Source organism: Bacteroides sp. OM05-12, from assembly GCF_003438995.1.
Classification (GTDB): domain Bacteria; phylum Bacteroidota; class Bacteroidia; order Bacteroidales; family Bacteroidaceae; genus Bacteroides.
On the sequence record NZ_QSUN01000033.1, the window covers coordinates 1 to 17,462 of the forward strand.

Consider the following 17,462-nt stretch of genomic DNA (forward strand, 5'->3'; position numbering starts at 1 on the left):
ATATAGAATCAATTATAGAAACAAATAATTAACTGTCCAACTTTTGGGGTGCAGTTCACATCCAGTTCATGCCCCTCTTGGTTAGCATAATAATCAGAGAGCTTTTTCCAAGTTTTACCATTGTCCTGGGAATACAAATCACTCTTACCGGCAATGAAATCATACGTGTTTTGATATGCAATCGGCATTTGACGTTCATCGTAATCAAAAATCTTCATCCCGATCTTTAACTCTTTTGTTGCGTCAATCTGTACAGGTTCGTCCAGTATTACTTTATTATCTTCATTATATATAATCGATTTGATTTCTTGTTCTCTGATTAACACTCCGTCTTCAAAAACTACAACCGAGGCATGCGTATCTTCCGAGTCTTCGTAATTCATATCATGGTTTACAAATACCCTGATTGAGGTCAGGTATTTCCCTTCATATATTTTCAATTCTTTTGAATCAAAGGCATTTGCTGCAATAAAAGGATTATTTTCATCTCCGATAACTTTCGAACTTTCGCCATTTTGATAACTTAATTGGTAAGCCTTATCTGTATTCTTCCAGATCAGGGTCACTTGCTTGTCATCTCCGGTTCCCGCCAACCCTGTCGGAGCCTCTTTTTCCGGATTGCTACTTACTTTGAATAAATCAATATTCCATAAGAATTGTGCTGCTCCTTGTCCATGTCTGCGGAGTCTTATCTGGAATAATTTACCGGAAACCCAAGGAGACAAATCTACTCCCAGAAAATTAAAGTTTGTGGGTAATTGGGCCAATGAATATGTTTTTACTTTACTCCAATTGTCTCCTTTATCAACGGTAATATCGATACTTAAAGAATCTTTGTCAAGAGGCTGGGCATTCGAACCTATAAGCTGATTTCGGATGGCAAAAGAAACGGAAACATTTGTTTCCAGGGTTGCATCCAATGGGCGTGAAGTAATGGTAGAGGAATGTGGTAGTTGAGATGTTACTGCAGAATACAAACCTTGATCGACAAGGCCACAATAAATGAGAGGGTTCCAATTCCCATCACTCGAATTTCCAAGTTGTATTTCTTTTGTCCAATAATTCGTTTCTGTTGTACCGGAATCGAAATCATCATAAAGAGGCAATGCATAAGTATCTGGAACTGCAACAGTAATAGGTTCCGACTTGGAAGATTCAATTAAAGCTCCGGTTTGATTGACCTTAAATACACTGGCCACGGAATACATACGAAATCCCGGAGTTACATTTTGCTGTACATAGGTAAAAGTTTCATTTCCATTATCTACTACTTCATCGATTTTTTGACCATCGCAATAGACAGAATAAGCTTGCAATGTCAGGTCTTCATACTCTTGTTTTTCCTTTTCCCAACTGACTGTTACTTCTTTCAGGTTCATGGAGCTGGCTTTTACTTGTTCTAGAGCTTTTGGAATTTCAATATCTTGCTTATTGGCACATAATACCCAATTTTCGGGTATTCCCCCCAAAGACATAGTCGTATTATTATTTCCCATGACGATAGAGCCGTCTGCAGATATGGCACAAGGAAATGCCGCTGTTTTTTCTTCGTATAGAAAAGTGAATGGAGGCTTTACATCCGGAGCAAACAAGTCCATAAAGTAATCAAAACCATAAGTTTTGTTGTCTTTATATGAGTACCAGAATGGGCGTTTATAGACGTAGCCAACCATTATATTTCCGAATTTATAAGCGCTTACAATATCCCCGTTATCTGAAATAGCTAGTTTTTCAGACGATGTATTGCGTTCATTCTCTATTTTCGTGTAAGTCCGGTTTTCGAAATCGTAGACAGCCGGAATCTTGTTATTAAAGACGAATGCAATATATTTACCATTAGGGCTGATTGCTTGGGCGCTATTCTGGTTATAGCCTTCATTGTACTGAACATCTTCTCCAATTCCCTCTATTAAATGACATTCTCCATTCTGCCAATAAGCAGCTACTTCGTAAGATTTATACCATACAGTGCCAACAATGATACTTCCGTCTGCGGAAACATCGGAAGCTTTGCCTCCAACTGCATCCTCAGGAAAATCTAGTCTGGAAAACTCCCATTTTTCTGTTGTTTTATTGAGTTTCCACACACAAGGAAAATAATAAGTTGCATTTCCAATCCCGATATGACCAACTACTGTAGTTCCGTCATTCGAAATCGCATCGGCGAAACTCCCATCATTGAAGTTTTTATATTCAGACAGTTCGAAATCTCCTATCCCTAAGCTTGTTACTTTGCCGTCTTTCCAAATTGCTGCTACATTAATGGGAAAAGTCGTTCCTTCTGAGGTAATCTGATAATTTGGATCTTTAAAGTAACCAGTAATGAGGCCGTCATCCGTTACATCCATAAAATTCCCGGTTTTACTCAGATCGGTTTCATCATAGTCCGTCAACCAATCTTGTTGTCCGGATTCTACATTGTACAAATAACTCTTAGGATAGGCTCCAAATAGCGCATTTGACTTATTGATAAATATTCCCACGACATACTTACCATTTGGTGACATTCCTGTACCCTGACAATTAGGGCCAATGACTTCAAACTTTTCTTTAGCTTGTGTACTTAATATCCCAGTGAGAGATATTACTAGAACAAATAATAATCTTTTTTTCATAGTCTACGCTTTTAATTTATGCCAGCAAATCTATGCAGAGAGTATCATAAAAGCAAATGAAGGGTATTCCGATTCGCGAATCGGAAACGATATCAGTGGATTTATCTTCCTTTGGCTATCTTCTGATAAATAGAAGGGGTAATTCCCGTCATGTTTTTAAAGGCCGAGATGAAATTGGTCGGTGATTTGTAACCTACACTTTCTGCAATTGCTTTTATAGTATAGTTGCCATATTGAGCTGTATTCATTAAGCGGAGTTGTGCTTCCTTTATACGGTATTCACTGACAAAGGTACGGAAGTTCTGGTTATAGGTTTCATTGATAACCACTGATACATAGCGTGAATTGGATTCAATAAGTTCCGCCAAGCGTTCTAGGCTAAATGCACAATCATAAAATTCCTGTGTGTTTTCCATTATATCTGTGATAGCAAGCAAGATTCTCTCTTTTTGTTCATCCGACAGCTTATCGGTAGAATATAATTTAGTTTCCTGTTCTTCTTTCTTTTCTTCTTCTGCTACTACTTTTATGGAGCTATCGTCTTTTAGCTGAATTTCGTTAAACTTCTGTTCGAGCAAAGCGTATCTTTCGCGTTCCTCAACCAGTTTACCGGCATATTCTATTCGTTGATTCCTGTTTTTCTGTTCCGATAGTAGAAGTTCTGCATTACGATTGTAGATATCTTTATAGGCAGATTTTAGTTTCCTTTTTTCTATATATACTATAACTAACATCACAAAGAATATAAGCATACCGGTTACTACACCGGTCAATATCCAATATTGCGTCTTTATCTTTTGTTCTTTGTCTTCACCCTCTTTTGTTAATGAAGCTATCTTTTGATAGTTTTTGTCCATCTCATACACAAATTGGGAGTTTTTCATCCTGTTAAATTCATTCGTATTGAATAAAGAATCGCTCACCGCCATATAACGATCCTTATAATATAATGCCTGTTGATAATTGCCTGTTTCGCTATATATTTTTACCAATGCTTGCAGGCCCTCTACCAACATATACATTAGTTTGTTTTCTTCCGAATAATTCGTATAGATTTGAAAGTAATGTAATGCAGAGTCTTTTTGTCCCATCTTGCGGTATAGTTTGGCCATTTCGCCGCAAACGCTTCCGGTGTATACCGGGTCTAGTTTTATCTTTTTGGCACACAGCGCAGCTTTCTCGTAGTAACTTATGGCATTGGGATAGTGTTTCTCGGCTGTAAATATGAGTGCTTTGTTCAAATAGCTAAAATATTCTACAGATTTGTCTTTTCCTATAAATTTCAACATTCGTTCGTAATATTGGCGGGCATTACTAATGCGATTGTCAAGACAGCATATAGCGGGAAGGTTCATTAGAATCTTCATCTCAACAATCGTATCCTGATATTTCTCTGCATATTCAAGACCTTTTTCATAACACTCAATCCCTTGTTGATAGTCTTTAAATACAGCATAGACATTTCCTATATTCTTGTAAGATTCGGCTGCAAGTTTGCCAAAGCCATTCTCTTCGCTGATTTTCAATGTTTTCATATAAAACTTAAATGCCTGTGAATAGCTTTCTTTCTGATAATAGATGTTTGCAATTGAACGACAGGCCAATGCGCAAAGATAGATGTCCGATTTTGCCATATTACTATTGTACTTCCCGGCTAGTATAATGTAGTATCCGATGGCTGTGTCCGGATGGTTTTGATGGTAATAACTGTCTCCGTACTTTATTAATTCGGTTGCCGACAATCTGGATAGAGCTTCATAATCAAGCATATCACCGGCATTCAAATATGGAGTAACCCATATCAGGAGAAGAAAACAGATAAATAGCCTTCGACTTTTCATGGAATAGCGTGTCTTATTTTGTAAAGGAATGTATTACAAAGATAAGTAATTTATTGGAAAAGAGTAAATTTTCTGTAAAAAAGAGGCTGATACAGATTTGTCAGCCTTTTGATTCTTGATTGTCTTGTCACTGCTGTTCTTTTTCTGTTTCCGGTATTCCGTAATTACCTGCTGTAGGCATATAGATCGGGTTACGGGGAGTTGAGATGTTTTTCAGTTTACCTTCTTCTTTTAGTAGCTTGATGGTGCGGCAGGCTTTGCCGGCGATAAATCCTGTCAGTTTCTGAAACGTTAGGCGGGTTATCACCGGATTTTGTGCGAAGTATCCGGTTAATATCTTTTCGATTTCACTGTCAGACAACTCATTCGAGTGCCTTTTAGTATCCGAGCGTTCTGTCTTTGCATTTATCAAACGTTGTTTCAGTGTCTTGTCTGCACGGAAAGCTACGGACTTGAATTTTACCTGACCGGAACGTGTTGATTTCGGTATGCTTGTGCTCGGACAGGTCAGGGTGACTTGGAAGTATCCGATATCTTTCAGATAGATGCGCTCGCCGTTTTCGAGATGTTGTGCCAACTTCTCCCCCAGTGAGATAAGGGTTGCTTTAATATCAGCGACAGTCAGTGTAGAAGCTGCGTGGATTTCCTTTGCTAAATAATCCGTGTCTATGTTGCCCGGACTTACCGTGCGTGCATGAAATCTCTTTTCTTCTGTTCCTGTCGGGTTGGGTGATTCGTAAAATTCAAACTTGATTGCCATTCTTTTTATGTTTTAATAGGTTTGTGTTTGCCGGCTCTCTTTGACAGATAAGGCAATTCGTCTTGATGTATAACGTTTTTCACCCGGGTGAAACAACTTTATTACACTTGTGAAACAGTATTATCACTTGGGTGAAATAACTTTTTTACCCGAGTGATAAGTACTATGCTTCCGTACAAAGGTAGCTAATATACCTGAGTCGTGCAAGTATTCTATTGGATGGTTCTACCTTTATTACCGTATGCTACATTTGCTGATAATCCTTCGCCAGTCCTCCTTCTCCTGTTTCTTTATATAAAGAAGGCAGATCATGCCCGGTTTGCTTCATTACTTCGACTACTTTGTCGAAGGAAACGCGGTGAGTTCCGTCCGTGAATGAAGAATAAATATTGGCATCCAATGCGCGGGCGGCAGCGTAGGCATTTCTTTCGATGCAGGGAATCTGAACCAGACCGCAGACCGGGTCGCAGGTCATACCCAAGTGGTGTTCCAACCCCATCTCGGCGGCATATTCTATCTGTGCTGCGCTTCCGCCAAACAGTTGGTTGGCAGCAGCCGAAGCCATGGCGCAAGCTACTCCTACTTCTCCTTGACAACCTACTTCCGCACCGGAGATAGAAGCATTGTTTTTAACGATATTACCGATTAATCCGGCGGTGGCGAGTGCGCGGAGAATCCGGGTGTCGCTGAAATCTCTGCTTTTTTTCAGGTGATAAAGCACGGCAGGTACCACACCGCATGACCCGCAAGTGGGAGCTGTTACGATTCTTCCGCCGGAAGCATTCTCTTCACTGACGGCAAGGGCGTAAGAGAATACCAATCCGCGGGAACGGAGAGATTCTTTATATCCTGTAGCCCGTATATGATAAGTGGCTGCTTTTCTTCTCAAGTTGAGTGGTCCGGGCAGTACGCCTTCCTGTTCCAATCCCCGTTCAATGGCATCTTTCATGGTTTGCCATACCGTAGCCAGATAATCCCATATGTCTTCGCCTTCGCACTCTTTGACGTACTCCCAATAGCTCTTCCCGCTACGTTCGCACCAGCATAAGATTTCGCTCATCTTACTCATGCTGTATATTTCATCCGAAGGGCTTTCTATTTGTTCCTTGTCTTTCTCTGCCAATGCGCCTCCTCCTATGCTGTATACCGTCCAACTTTCCGTTAGTTTATCTTTCTCATTGTAAGCGGCAAAGGTCATGGCGTTGGGGTGGAAAGGCAGGAATACTTTTGGTTGCCACACGATTTCAACGGGAGCATACGGCTCAAGTACATTGTTGATAGCCGTATCTGTAAGGTGTCCTTTACCTGTTGCGGCAAGACTACCGTATAATGTGACTTTAAAACGCTTTGCTTCCGGATGTCGCGACAGGAACATCTCTGCTGCTTTTTTAGGTCCCATAGTATGGCTGCTTGACGGTCCGTTTCCTATGCGGTATATCTCTTTTATGGTTTTCATGATCGAACGCTTTTTTATCTGTATTTTAATGGTGGCAAAAGTAATACTTTGTTTTGAATTAAAGGGAGTAAAATGAAAAATGTCTCAAAAGCAAGTGTGTTGCTTTTGAGACATTTAAGTTGGGTAACTATTAATCTATTATTTCCTTAAAAACTTTACTGATGCAGTTTGGTTCTGACCGGATACGACTAGGATATATAATCCTTGCGGCAATGTGATGGTCGATACGGTTGCATTGTCGGCATTCGTTTGCTCACCGGCTACTTTCGTACCGTTCGCATTAAATATTGCATATTGTTTCATGCCGTCCATGCTGAAACTGATATTCCCGTTTTCTAATTGGTAGTTTAGATTTCCCTGTACGTAGTTGTTTTCGATTTCTGTTACTATTTCAGTAAACTCACTGGCTACGATCTTCTCTACGGGTTCATAAACTCCTTCGTCATAGTTCCACATACTGTTTACAGTTTCAAGTATTTCGTTATGTTCTCCGTATTGATATTCCATACTTTGTCCGTCGGTTTGTTCTTCCATCCCATCTACGACTTCATACATTTCTTCTTTGACTGGATTTTTGTTTTCATCATAGATAGCGAGCATATAGCTATCATAGACCTCCATAACTCCGTCTCCGTCTTCATCAAGAGTTTCGATATATTCTTCTTTATAGCTTCCGTTTTCATCCAACTCTGTCAGAATGTGCTCTATCTTTTGAGGACCTTCTGTCGGTGAAAGCGTTACTTTGAAATCTCTTTTAGATGAATTAGGGTATTCAGCTTTGTAGTTGGATGTATAGGTACCATCATCTTCATAATCATATATCTTGGCGGATTTCAATCTGTTATTGCCTATCATGAACTCTTCACTGGTAGCTAATATTTGTCCGTCACAGCTTTCCCAGGCCATCTTGTCGAATTTCGTGTCTTTTTTAAATTCCAGATCATAATTCAGACTGTAATGTTCCCATGACTGTGCCGGTAGGCTGCCTCCTTTGTCATAGGTGATCTCGGTACGTTCAAGTTCTTCATATTCTCCTCCATAAAGCATTTTAATGGAAAGGGAGGTCACATATCCTAAATCATTTCTTGTTATTTCCTTTTTATGGGAATAGGTATTGTTCCACTGACCTTTTTGACTGTCCCAATTATATTTATCGGAAGATATTTGATAATCGGTAACGACGTCATCATAGGTGTATACACTTCTTTCTTGATTAACCCATTGTTCGCCTTCCCATGCCTGTGAGATGTTTTCGATCACATTATTATATTTGTCATATTTTAGTATAGTCTGGCTTTTTGATTCTCCATCGTCAAAAACAGCTACTAGGGTGTTGGCATTGTCGTCATATTCATAAGTCGCTACTGCATACTCTTCCCATCCTTCCGACTCCGGGTCATACTCGAAAAAAGTTTCTTTCTTTGGTTTCCAAACACTGTTGGCTTTTTCTGCTGATGCAAATGACTTAACAGATGGAATTGTTGACTTTAGTCGTGGGTGTGTGTATACTTCTTCTGTTTTGTCTTTTTTGATACTCTTTTTAGTAAACCGTTGTTGTGCAGATACGATTCCTGAGGAAAGGATGAATGCACTCATTAATAATAAGGTAGATTTTGTCATAAAATAGTTGTTTAACAGTTAATAATTGATTGTATTTCTTTTGTATTACAAAGAAAGTAAAAAATAATCAAAATACAACATATTGCGCTGTTTTGTTTTAAGAAAGTGCTATTTTATGTTTTATCTTATGAAAATATGAACCGATGAAAGGACAGGAGTTAGTACCATTTTTTCTTTTTGAAGAATAGATATACGGTTATCGCAATGATTGCCATTACCGCCCATGCGTAGAAATAACCATATTCCCAGCTTAACTCAGGCATTGCCTTAAAGTTCATCCCCCATACACCGGCAATGAAAGTCAGTGGAATAAAGACGGTTGAGACGATTGTCAGCCGTTTCATAATATTATTCATGCGCAGATCATTGTTGGATATATAAAGGTCGACGAGTGCGGAAAGTGTTTCCCTGCATATATCTATTGTTTGTAATACAAATTGCAGATGGTCGTTTACGTCATTAAAATAAGCACGGTTTATTTTATGTATCAGATTGTTATCTGCCCGGAGTAGTTTTATGTATTGTTCTTTTAACGGCATGATGGCTTTCTTCATTGCCATGTATTGCCGGCGACGTATTTGAATTTGTACACCGATGTCATTGTTGTTGGTGATGGTGAGCAGTTCTTCTTCCATATCTTCCAAAGCATCCGCTATTTCTGAAATGACGGAAGTATAGTCTCCCATCACGTTATTCAATGAGACACTTAACAGATAATCCGATTGACGGGTACGGATTTTCATCACGTTATTCTTTATCGCTTGTGTCACATTGTCAAAGAATTCCGTTTCATTTTCGATGAAAGCCAATACATAATTACTTCCTTGTATCAGACAAAGTTGCTGTTGCTCGAGTTCTTCAGCTCCCTCGTACTTGAATAATTTGAGGATAAGGACTGTATATTGCTCGTGTTCCTCGATTTTGGTGGGATGCTCGGCATTCAGAATATCCTGAAGCACCAGGAAGTCTATTTTGAAATATTCACATACATCACGGATGGTTTCTGTGTTCTTTAAGCCATGTATTTGTAACCAATTGATAGCATCAGGTGTGATATTATCTTTTATTGATTCAAAATTATCACCGTATGTTTCCTGCATCTTTTCAGAATTATAGGTGAGTAGATGCAGGTGGGTAGGGGTACTGCTTTCGCCCGTATAGACTAGCTGTTCGCTTAACAGGTTATTCTTCATATCAATTTATTTAATTAACTCAAATCAACAACTGTGATACCTGCTCCCCCAAACTGGACATGTTCATCTTGAAAATGAGCTATTCCGGGAACAGTTTTTAGATAGTCACGGATAAGAGTACGCAAAATGCCTGTCCCTGTTCCGTGAAGAATGCGTACCCGGTCGATGCCGAGTAATATGGCGTCATCTATAAAGTAGGTGACGGCTTGAATGGCTTCATCACCTCTCATCCCTCTTACGTCAATATCTTGTTTGAAACCGAGTTTCTTTTCATAAACACTGTCCTGAGTTTGTGAACTGACGAACGTGCTTTTGGTATTTGTATTCTTAGGTTGGCTATTACTGGGTTTTACCCGTTCCAGACGGTCAAGTTTGACTGTCGTTTTTATCATACCGAATGCTACAACTACATTTTTACCGTTTATTTCCAATACATCTCCAATGGAAGATTGCCCTTTCATCTTTACCTGGCAGCCGATTTCTATGGATTCTGTTTTAGGCGTCTGCGGCTTGGACTGTACTTCTTGAGATTTATCTTTGCGTTCCTTTTTGCGGTTCTGCTTTTCCCGCAGCTTTTCCATTCTGCGAGCTATTTTTTCTTCGGTATTTTTCTTTTCGATGTCTTCCATAGACTCTCGAAACTCATTCAGCTCCTGTCGGGCAATACGTGTTTTTTCTTTTTCGGCCTGTGCTTCTTTTATAGTACGTATTGTGTTTTCTATTTTTGCATTGGATTCCTGCAACAACCTTTCTGCGTCTTCTTTCGCTTTTCTTATAATCTCTTTGCGGGATTTGTCCAACTCTTGAATATCCGCTTCGTACTTGGCGATAACCTCCTCCATGTGTTTCTCCCGCTGACGGATAGTTTGCCGTTTGCCTTCCCAATAACGCTTGTCGCGAACTATGTCTTGCAGATACTTGTCTGCATTGATATATTCGCTTCCCACGATTGCTGAAGCGTCAGCGATAACATCTTCCGGCAAGCCGATTTTACGTGCTATCTCTACTGCGAATGAACTGCCCGGATTGCCTATCTGTAACTGGAATAATGCTTGCATCAGATGCCGGTCATAAAGCATGGCGCCATTTACCACCCCTTCATGATCTTCGGCGAAGTGTTTCAGATTTTGATAGTGTGTGGTGATAACTCCAAACGTTTTTTTGTGGTTGAAACGTTTTAGTACCGCTTCGGCTATTGCTCCGCCTATTTGTGGTTCCGTACCTCCGCCAAATTCGTCAATCAGGATAATGCTTCGTTCATCGCAGCTTTTCATCATGATTTTCATATTGGTAAGATGGGAAGAATACGTACTCAAATCATCCTCGATGGATTGCTCGTCACCTATATCTATAAAGATACTGCCGAATATTCCTGCATGACTGCGTTCATGGAGCGGAATAAGTAAGCCACATTGTAACATATACTGTAATAAACCGACTGTTTTGAGACAAACCGACTTACCGCCGGCATTCGGACCGGAGATTATCAGGATACGTTGTTTGCTATTCAGTTCTATATCTAGTGGAACGACCTTTTTTCCATGTTTAGCCAGAGACATTTGCAATAACGGGTGTATTGCCATTGTCCAATCTATCAATGGCTCGCTTTCTAAGGCAGGCTTCAGAGAATTGGTCTGTAAGGCAAAATAGGCTTTTGCACGAATGAAGTCCACTTCGGCCAAAAACTCGTATGATTGGAGAATATCAGGGACAGAAGGGCGGAGCGTGTCTGAAAAGCTTGTGAGAATACGGATAATCTCCCGTCTTTCTTCTCCTTCCAATTCCCGTATACGATTATTTGCTTCCACTACCTCCGCAGGCTCGATGAACACCGTTTTGCCACTGGATGATTCATCATGTACAATACCCTTAATCTTTCTTTTCAATCCGGGAGCGACGGGAATAACCAATCGTCCGTCACGCATGGTAGGAGCAACATCTTTGTCTACATAACCTTCGGACTGTGCGCTACGCAGGATGGCATTCAAGCTGCGGGAAATACCACTGGTTGTAGAGGCCAGCTCACGCCGGATACGTAACAGATCTTGGGATGCATTATCTTTTATCTTTCCGTATTGATTCAAAATGCCATTGATACGGGTAATGAGTTGTGGAAATACAGCGATGTCTCCCGCCAATTTTTTGAGGTTAGGGTAAGGGCTGTTTTCTTCTTCGTCTTCGGAAGACAGAAAACGTATAATATCGCGGATTGTTTCCAATGAACGCCGTAAATCAAATAACTCTTGTTCGTCCAGATACATACCTTCCACACGAATCCTTTTTAGGGAAGGGCGTACATCAAAAAAATATTGTGCGGGAAAGCTGTCTTCTTCCTGAATGATACGGACAAACTCATTGGTCTGATTCAATCGTTCTTCTATTTCATTAAAAGAGTCGGAGAAATTCATTTCGTCTACTCGTCCTTCCCCCAACGAACTGAGACATTTCTCTTTCAGTAGGCGACGGATATCATCAAATCCTATTTTTTGTTCAAAGTTATGCGGATATATCATTTGCTTATACATCTATTATTGTGCAAAAATACAACTTATATCCCGCTTATTTGTTTTTATCGCTTCATTTTTTAGTTTATAGGTTTTTAAAATTGTTGTGCAAGTTAGTTTCCCTTATCTGTTTGTATGATAAGTGGCTGTATGTTTATATTCTTTATTCTTAAAAGAGGGATGAAGATGTTTTGTAGTTGCTTGAAATGCTTTGATGGCGCGTATTTGGATGAAAAAGAAACTTTTTTGCCGAATAATTTGGAAATAAAAAAAATAGTAGTACCTTTGCATCGCTTTTGAAAGGAAGCACTCCTAAAAAGAGTTTTGGAGAGGTGGCAGAGTGATCGATTGCGGCGGTCTTGAAAACCGTTGAACTGAAAGGTTCCGGGGGTTTGAATCCCTCCCTCTCCGCTGAACACTAAAGACAAATGGTGGAAAAGCTAAGACAAGTCCCGTAAAATCAAGGTTTTACGGGGCTTTTTCATTTTGTCGGCAGACAAGCAAAAGACAAGAAAATGTCCCGTTTGGACAAAGTCGTGTTACTAGATTATGTCCTATAAAAGCGAAAAACGGAAAAATGGTGTAACTTGTTGATTAACGGTATGATATGCGTAGTATCTCTCTTCGTTGCCAAGTAGCGATAATGCAGAATATAGTGGTTTACAGAATACTTTCTGTTACGAATCCGTTACCTGTTTTGGAAAACAGTATTGTGTAGATACATAATTGAAAGTAGCTTATTTACAGCAGTTAAAGCTATACTTGATGATACTTCGGTCTCATTAATCTTAATCCTGCTTAAAATAGTGTTCAAACGGAATATTATTCATTGAACTACGGTATTTTGCTTTCCGATCTTTAGCTCATAAGAAACTAATTTTACACTCAAAAATTAATGATTATAAGTAAAGAGCTAAAAGTACATTATTACCTTCGCCATAAGGAGGTAAAAGGTGATGGTGCAACTCCAATCATGGGGCGCATCACAATCGGAAAATCAATGGTGCAGTTCAGTGCCAAGTGTAGTGTACAAGTATCCCTTTGGGATACAAAGTCTGCACGGGCAACAGGTAAAAGCAAAGCGGCTGCCGAGTTGAACCGAAAACTTGACAAGATAAGCCTGTCAATTCATTCTCACTACAAAGAGCTGCTGGCAAAAAAAGAAAATGTTTCGCCAGAAGAAGTGAAAAATGCCTTTCAAGGTATTGCTTCCGAGCAGGAAACACTTATCGGCTATTGTAACCGGTACAATCATCAACTTACAGCCAGAATCGGTGTAAACATAACATTGGAAAGTTATAAACGATACGGTGTATCATTCAACCATCTACGCCGTTTTCTACGGACAAAGTACAATCTGAGTGATATTTCGTTTCAAGCATTGGACTATTCTTTTGTCGAAGCCTTTGATTTCTATCTACGGGTACAATTGAAATTCAAGCCCAATACCATTGTAGGCATTATCGGACACTTAAAGATTATTATCAAGCGAGCCATAAACGAGGGGATTATCACTTGTGATCCTTTTGCAGGATTCTCATTGGAGGGAGAACCTTTACAGCCGAAATCCCTTACCAAACAAGAATTACACAAAATAATGACAACTCCATTAGATACTCCTAACCGTTATTTGGTACGTGATATGTTCTTGTTTTCTGTTTTCACAGGAATTTCATTCAGTGACATCCGTAATTTAACATACAGCAATCTGGTGCAGGCAGAAGATGGTGTTTGGTGGATTCACTCTAAACGGAGGAAGACCGGAACGGAGTTTCATGTTCCCCTTCTGGAACTCCCTTTGCAGATTATTGAGAAATATCGTGGACTGAACAAAGATGGAAAAATGTTCGTGATGCTCAGTTGCAGTAAGACCAATGGAAATCTAAAAAAGATAGCCCGAATGTGTGGTATAAAACGAAATATAACCTACCATCAAGCACGGCATAGCTATGCCAGCTTGATAACTCTCTCCCAAGGAGTTCCAATGGAAACAGTCAGCCGAATGCTTGGACATCGGGATTTACGGGCGACACGCATCTATGCTCAAGTTTCCAATGAAAAGATAAACACCGATATGCGCAAATTGGAGAAGCGCATCACCAACAAGTATCACTTAGCAGACTGAATATTATGAGTACAAATAAGACTAAGCGATACAGTACTTTTGCCGTTATCTTCTATATCAATAAGAATAAGGTAAAGAAAAACGGGCTATGTCCCATTATGGGACGTATCTCCGTCAATGCCGAGATAGCTCAATTCAGTGCGAAGATAGATGTGGAACCCACATTATGGGATGCCAAGACTTATCGCCTGAAAGGAAAAAGTAGAGAAGCTGTTCAAACAAATCGGGAGTTGGATAAGCTGACCGATGTTATAGGGAAGTACCATAGCGAACTCTTGCAGCAACAGAGCTATGTAACAGCAGAATTGGTAAAGAATATGCTTTTGGGTATCGGACGGAAGAAAGATAGTCTCCTTTCCCTTTTTGCCGAGCATAATGAGGAGTATGCCCAAAAGGTTGGAGTGAACAGAACGAAAGGTACTTATAAACATTACCTACTCGTTTACAGTCATATTCAACAATTTTTGCAAAGCCAATATAATATGGAAGATATTCCTTTAAAGCAACTGACCTACTCCTTCATTGAGCAATTCGATTTCTATCTTCGGGTGGAGAAACATCATTCGCCTAATACAATCGGTGGATATACGATACTCCTGAAGAAAATAATCCACAGAGCAGTTAATCAAGGAACATTACTCCGAGACCCTTTTGCTGATTATCGCCCGGAACAGCCGCCAAAGAAATGCAGACACATGACTGCTGATGAATTGGAACGGTTTATGACAACTCCCATTGCCTCTAAATCCTTGCGACACACACGGGATATGTTTGTCTTTAGCACATTCACCGGAATATCATATATTGATTTGTGTAATCTCTCATTATCTAATGTAAATAAAGCTGGTAACGGTACGATGTGGATTCACTTTAAACGGCAAAAGACCGGAAGCGAGTGCCATATCCGCCTATTGGATATTCCCAAACAGATAATTGAGAAATACAAGTCGGAGCGGAAGAGTGATAAGATTTTTAATATGGTGGGGTATTCATCACTGGCTGAAAATCTAAAAAAGGTTGCCAAACTGTGTGGCATTGAGCGAAATATAACCTATCACATGGCCCGTCATAATTTCGGAACGCTTATTACGTTATCTCAAGATGTTCCCTTGGAAACCGTCAGTCGTATGATGGGACATCTGGGGATAAAAACCACCCAACTTTACGCAAAACTTACCAATCAGAAAATCAATGAGGATATGAAGCTACTGTCAAGCAATATGGCTGATAAGTTCAATATTTATGAGAATAAACAGATGCCAATTAAGGTTTGTACTGCAAAGTCATTCAAACATTTAAAGAAGTAATTACTATGGAAAGAAAACTAATAAAAATCAGTGAGAATGGGAATGTATTCATTCCGGATAATGTACAAATGTGGGATTTTGAGATAGCGGAACTGTTCGGGGTGATGATACCGACAATACGGTCTAATGTACGGGCGATTCTAGAATCGGAAGTAGTTATAGCAGATATGCAGCATGGTGGCACAGTGATTGGAGCCGCAATGTTACCGGACTACTACGGACTGGATATGGTAGTGGCTCTTGCTTTTCGGATTCATAGCTACAATGCCGGGATTCTTAAAGAATGGATTTTACAAAAAGTAACTGCCCGTTCCAAGTGCTCCAATATACCTTTATATATCAGCTTCAACTGTAATCAACCGCCCAATTAAAATAGACTGGAATGGTGTTCCGCCATATAATCCGAATCGGGTCAGCCGTCCCGTTACAATGGCTAAGATAAACAGGCAAAGGGCAAATCTGCAAGTTCAAGCCCTAAGGGTTACGGATGAAATCTCCACCTTGCAGGTAGTATTTAATCCGTAAAACTTGCCTATTTCCCCTTTGCCGTATTTGGGAATGCCATTGCAACGAAACGACCGGCCCGATAAGACGCATGGATATAATTCAAGGGAGTTGAAACTACCCTGCACTTGATTTGCGGCAACTTCAACTCCCTCTCCTCCAATCTGCATAGGCTTGTTTTAGAAAGCCTTTCTGTGGTGCTTCTCCAACATTGACTGAATGTCACTCTCCCGGTACAGTGTCTTGCCGCCTAAAGCGATATAGGCAATCCGCCCGTTTGTCCGCCATTCCTGTAAAGTCCTGCGGCTTACTTTCAGCTTTGCCGATACCTCCCTATCGGTCAGGAAATGTTCACCGTCCAATAGCGGCTTGCCATGATGGACTAATTTTTCGATACAGTCGGACAACCTTTTCAACGAGCCGAAAAAACGTATCGCCCGTTCATTTTCTTTCGTGATGATTTCTCCCATAGTTATCTGCACCGCTTCAAATTGTCATCCATTAATTTCTTCACATCCTCTCTCCTGTAATACATCTTGTGTCCGATTTGAGAGAACGCCAGCGTTCCGTTATCCCGGTAGGTTTGTAAGGTACGTTTTGATATACCCAGAATCTCACACACATCCTGATTGTCGAGCCACTCCTGAAGACGTTTCTCTCCGTGCTGTCTGCACAAGGTTTCCACCCGGCGGGCAAAGGATTCAAACCCCGCCATCATTGCCTCGAAGGTCGAGGCTTCCATGCTTACTACTTCCATTGTTCCTGATTTATTGATTCGTAATTTTTTGTTTCACGGGCAAAGGAATAACGAAGTTTTCATACCGCAATGGATTGTGTACCGACTGGCAGCTTGTGGCACCGGAATGGAAGCAACTGTCTCTTTTCCCTTGCAAAAAGAGGTATTCAACAGTCACGGATGAACTTTCTGTAATGGGTATTGGAGGAGTTGTTGTTAGTATCTTCTTTTATCTCCTCCAATGCCTCCAATACTCTGAGTTGCGCATCGGGGAATTTGCTGACCAACGCATCAAACAGATTTGTTCCCTGAAGTTCCAGAGCCGCACCGACACCCCTGCGTATCGTCTTTTCGTTCAGCTTGCCTTTATTCCCCGAAATGATATACCCCAGATTTTGAATATCTTCAAAATCATATTCTTCCGTATAACCGTGCGGATTCTCGATTGAAGAAACCGCAGCTATCAGGCTGTCCTTGACAATCTCCCTCACTCCGATACCCGTAGCGGTTGGGTATTGTTGCTTGACGACATACTTGAGTTGCCCCTCGACAAAACGCAGTTCAACACCGAAATAATTACAGTGACGCCACTCTTTGATGAAGATACTCATGGCTGTTTTCAAATGCCATCCTCTACTGCATAATCCGGCAGAATTGTTCGCAATCCTGATCGTCACAGACCAAAGACATATTGCCATTTTACTGCACCCATGCCATAACCAACTTCTGAACGGTTCCGTCATGCACCACAGATAGAGGTTCAGGATTATATCCGAAGCGAGCAGGATTTTCATTGCCATG

13 protein-coding genes and 1 tRNA gene are annotated in these 17,462 nt (G+C 40.4%); 4 read left to right on the forward strand and 10 right to left on the reverse strand.

Translation table 11 applies throughout. The features are described from left to right. Positions 1-8: 8 nt before the first annotated feature. From DXB63_RS16335 to DXB63_RS16365, 7 genes are all read right to left on the reverse strand, one after another. Positions 9-2,615, reverse strand: a complete 2,607-nt coding sequence (locus tag DXB63_RS16335) for a hypothetical protein (protein ID WP_122127454.1) — start codon at positions 2,613-2,615, stop codon at positions 9-11. A 101-nt stretch (positions 2,616-2,716) separates the two neighbouring features. Further along, entirely contained in the window at positions 2,717-4,456 is a 1,740-nt protein-coding gene (locus DXB63_RS16340; protein ID WP_122127455.1) for a helix-turn-helix domain-containing protein, read from the reverse strand. A 127-nt stretch (positions 4,457-4,583) separates the two neighbouring features. Further along, on the reverse strand, positions 4,584-5,216 hold the full coding sequence (locus tag DXB63_RS16345; protein ID WP_122127456.1) for an HU family DNA-binding protein: 633 nt from the start codon (positions 5,214-5,216) through the stop codon (positions 4,584-4,586). A gap of 244 nt (positions 5,217-5,460) precedes the next feature. After that, positions 5,461-6,672 carry an L-serine ammonia-lyase gene (locus tag DXB63_RS16350; RefSeq protein ID WP_122127457.1) on the reverse strand — a complete coding sequence of 404 codons (1,212 nt, stop codon included), beginning with the start codon at positions 6,670-6,672 and terminating at the stop codon, positions 5,461-5,463. Between the two features lie 138 nt (positions 6,673-6,810). After that, positions 6,811-8,292, reverse strand: a complete 1,482-nt coding sequence (locus DXB63_RS16355; protein WP_122127458.1) for a T9SS type A sorting domain-containing protein — start codon at positions 8,290-8,292, stop codon at positions 6,811-6,813. A 158-nt stretch (positions 8,293-8,450) separates the two neighbouring features. Then, entirely contained in the window at positions 8,451-9,485 is a 1,035-nt protein-coding gene (gene corA / locus DXB63_RS16360) for a magnesium/cobalt transporter CorA (RefSeq protein ID WP_122127459.1), read from the reverse strand. Positions 9,486-9,499: 14 nt separating this feature from the next. Then, positions 9,500-11,998 carry an endonuclease MutS2 gene (locus tag DXB63_RS16365; RefSeq protein WP_122127474.1) on the reverse strand — a complete coding sequence of 833 codons (2,499 nt, stop codon included), beginning with the start codon at positions 11,996-11,998 and terminating at the stop codon, positions 9,500-9,502. A 317-nt stretch (positions 11,999-12,315) separates the two neighbouring features. Between DXB63_RS16365 and DXB63_RS18000 the strand changes: the two genes are divergently transcribed. The 4 genes from DXB63_RS18000 to DXB63_RS16380 all read left to right on the forward strand — a co-directional run bounded on the left by DXB63_RS18000 (position 12,316) and on the right by DXB63_RS16380 (position 15,792). After that, positions 12,316-12,400 (forward strand) — tRNA-Ser (locus DXB63_RS18000). Positions 12,401-12,884: 484 nt separating this feature from the next. Then, positions 12,885-14,114: a site-specific integrase gene (locus DXB63_RS16370; protein WP_122127460.1), complete on the forward strand. Its 1,230-nt coding sequence runs from the start codon at positions 12,885-12,887 to the stop codon at positions 14,112-14,114. A 5-nt stretch (positions 14,115-14,119) separates the two neighbouring features. Further along, the gene (locus DXB63_RS16375; RefSeq protein ID WP_122127461.1) at positions 14,120-15,421 is read left to right on the forward strand and encodes a site-specific integrase; all 1,302 of its coding nucleotides are present in this window, start codon (positions 14,120-14,122) and stop codon (positions 15,419-15,421) included. A gap of 5 nt (positions 15,422-15,426) precedes the next feature. Next, positions 15,427-15,792 (forward strand): hypothetical protein, encoded by a 366-nt coding sequence (locus DXB63_RS16380; protein ID WP_122127475.1) that lies wholly within the window; start codon positions 15,427-15,429, stop codon positions 15,790-15,792. A gap of 312 nt (positions 15,793-16,104) precedes the next feature. Here DXB63_RS16380 and DXB63_RS16385 read toward each other — a convergent pair whose 3' ends face one another. From DXB63_RS16385 to DXB63_RS16395, 3 genes are all read right to left on the reverse strand, one after another. Beyond that, positions 16,105-16,395 (reverse strand): helix-turn-helix domain-containing protein, encoded by a 291-nt coding sequence (locus DXB63_RS16385; protein WP_122127462.1) that lies wholly within the window; start codon positions 16,393-16,395, stop codon positions 16,105-16,107. A gap of 2 nt (positions 16,396-16,397) precedes the next feature. After that, positions 16,398-16,682, reverse strand: a complete 285-nt coding sequence (locus DXB63_RS16390; RefSeq protein ID WP_122127463.1) for a helix-turn-helix domain-containing protein — start codon at positions 16,680-16,682, stop codon at positions 16,398-16,400. A gap of 146 nt (positions 16,683-16,828) precedes the next feature. Next, complete coding sequence (locus tag DXB63_RS16395; RefSeq protein WP_122348320.1) at positions 16,829-17,461, reverse strand: hypothetical protein; 633 nt, start codon at positions 17,459-17,461, stop codon at positions 16,829-16,831. Position 17,462: the final 1 nt, after the last annotated feature.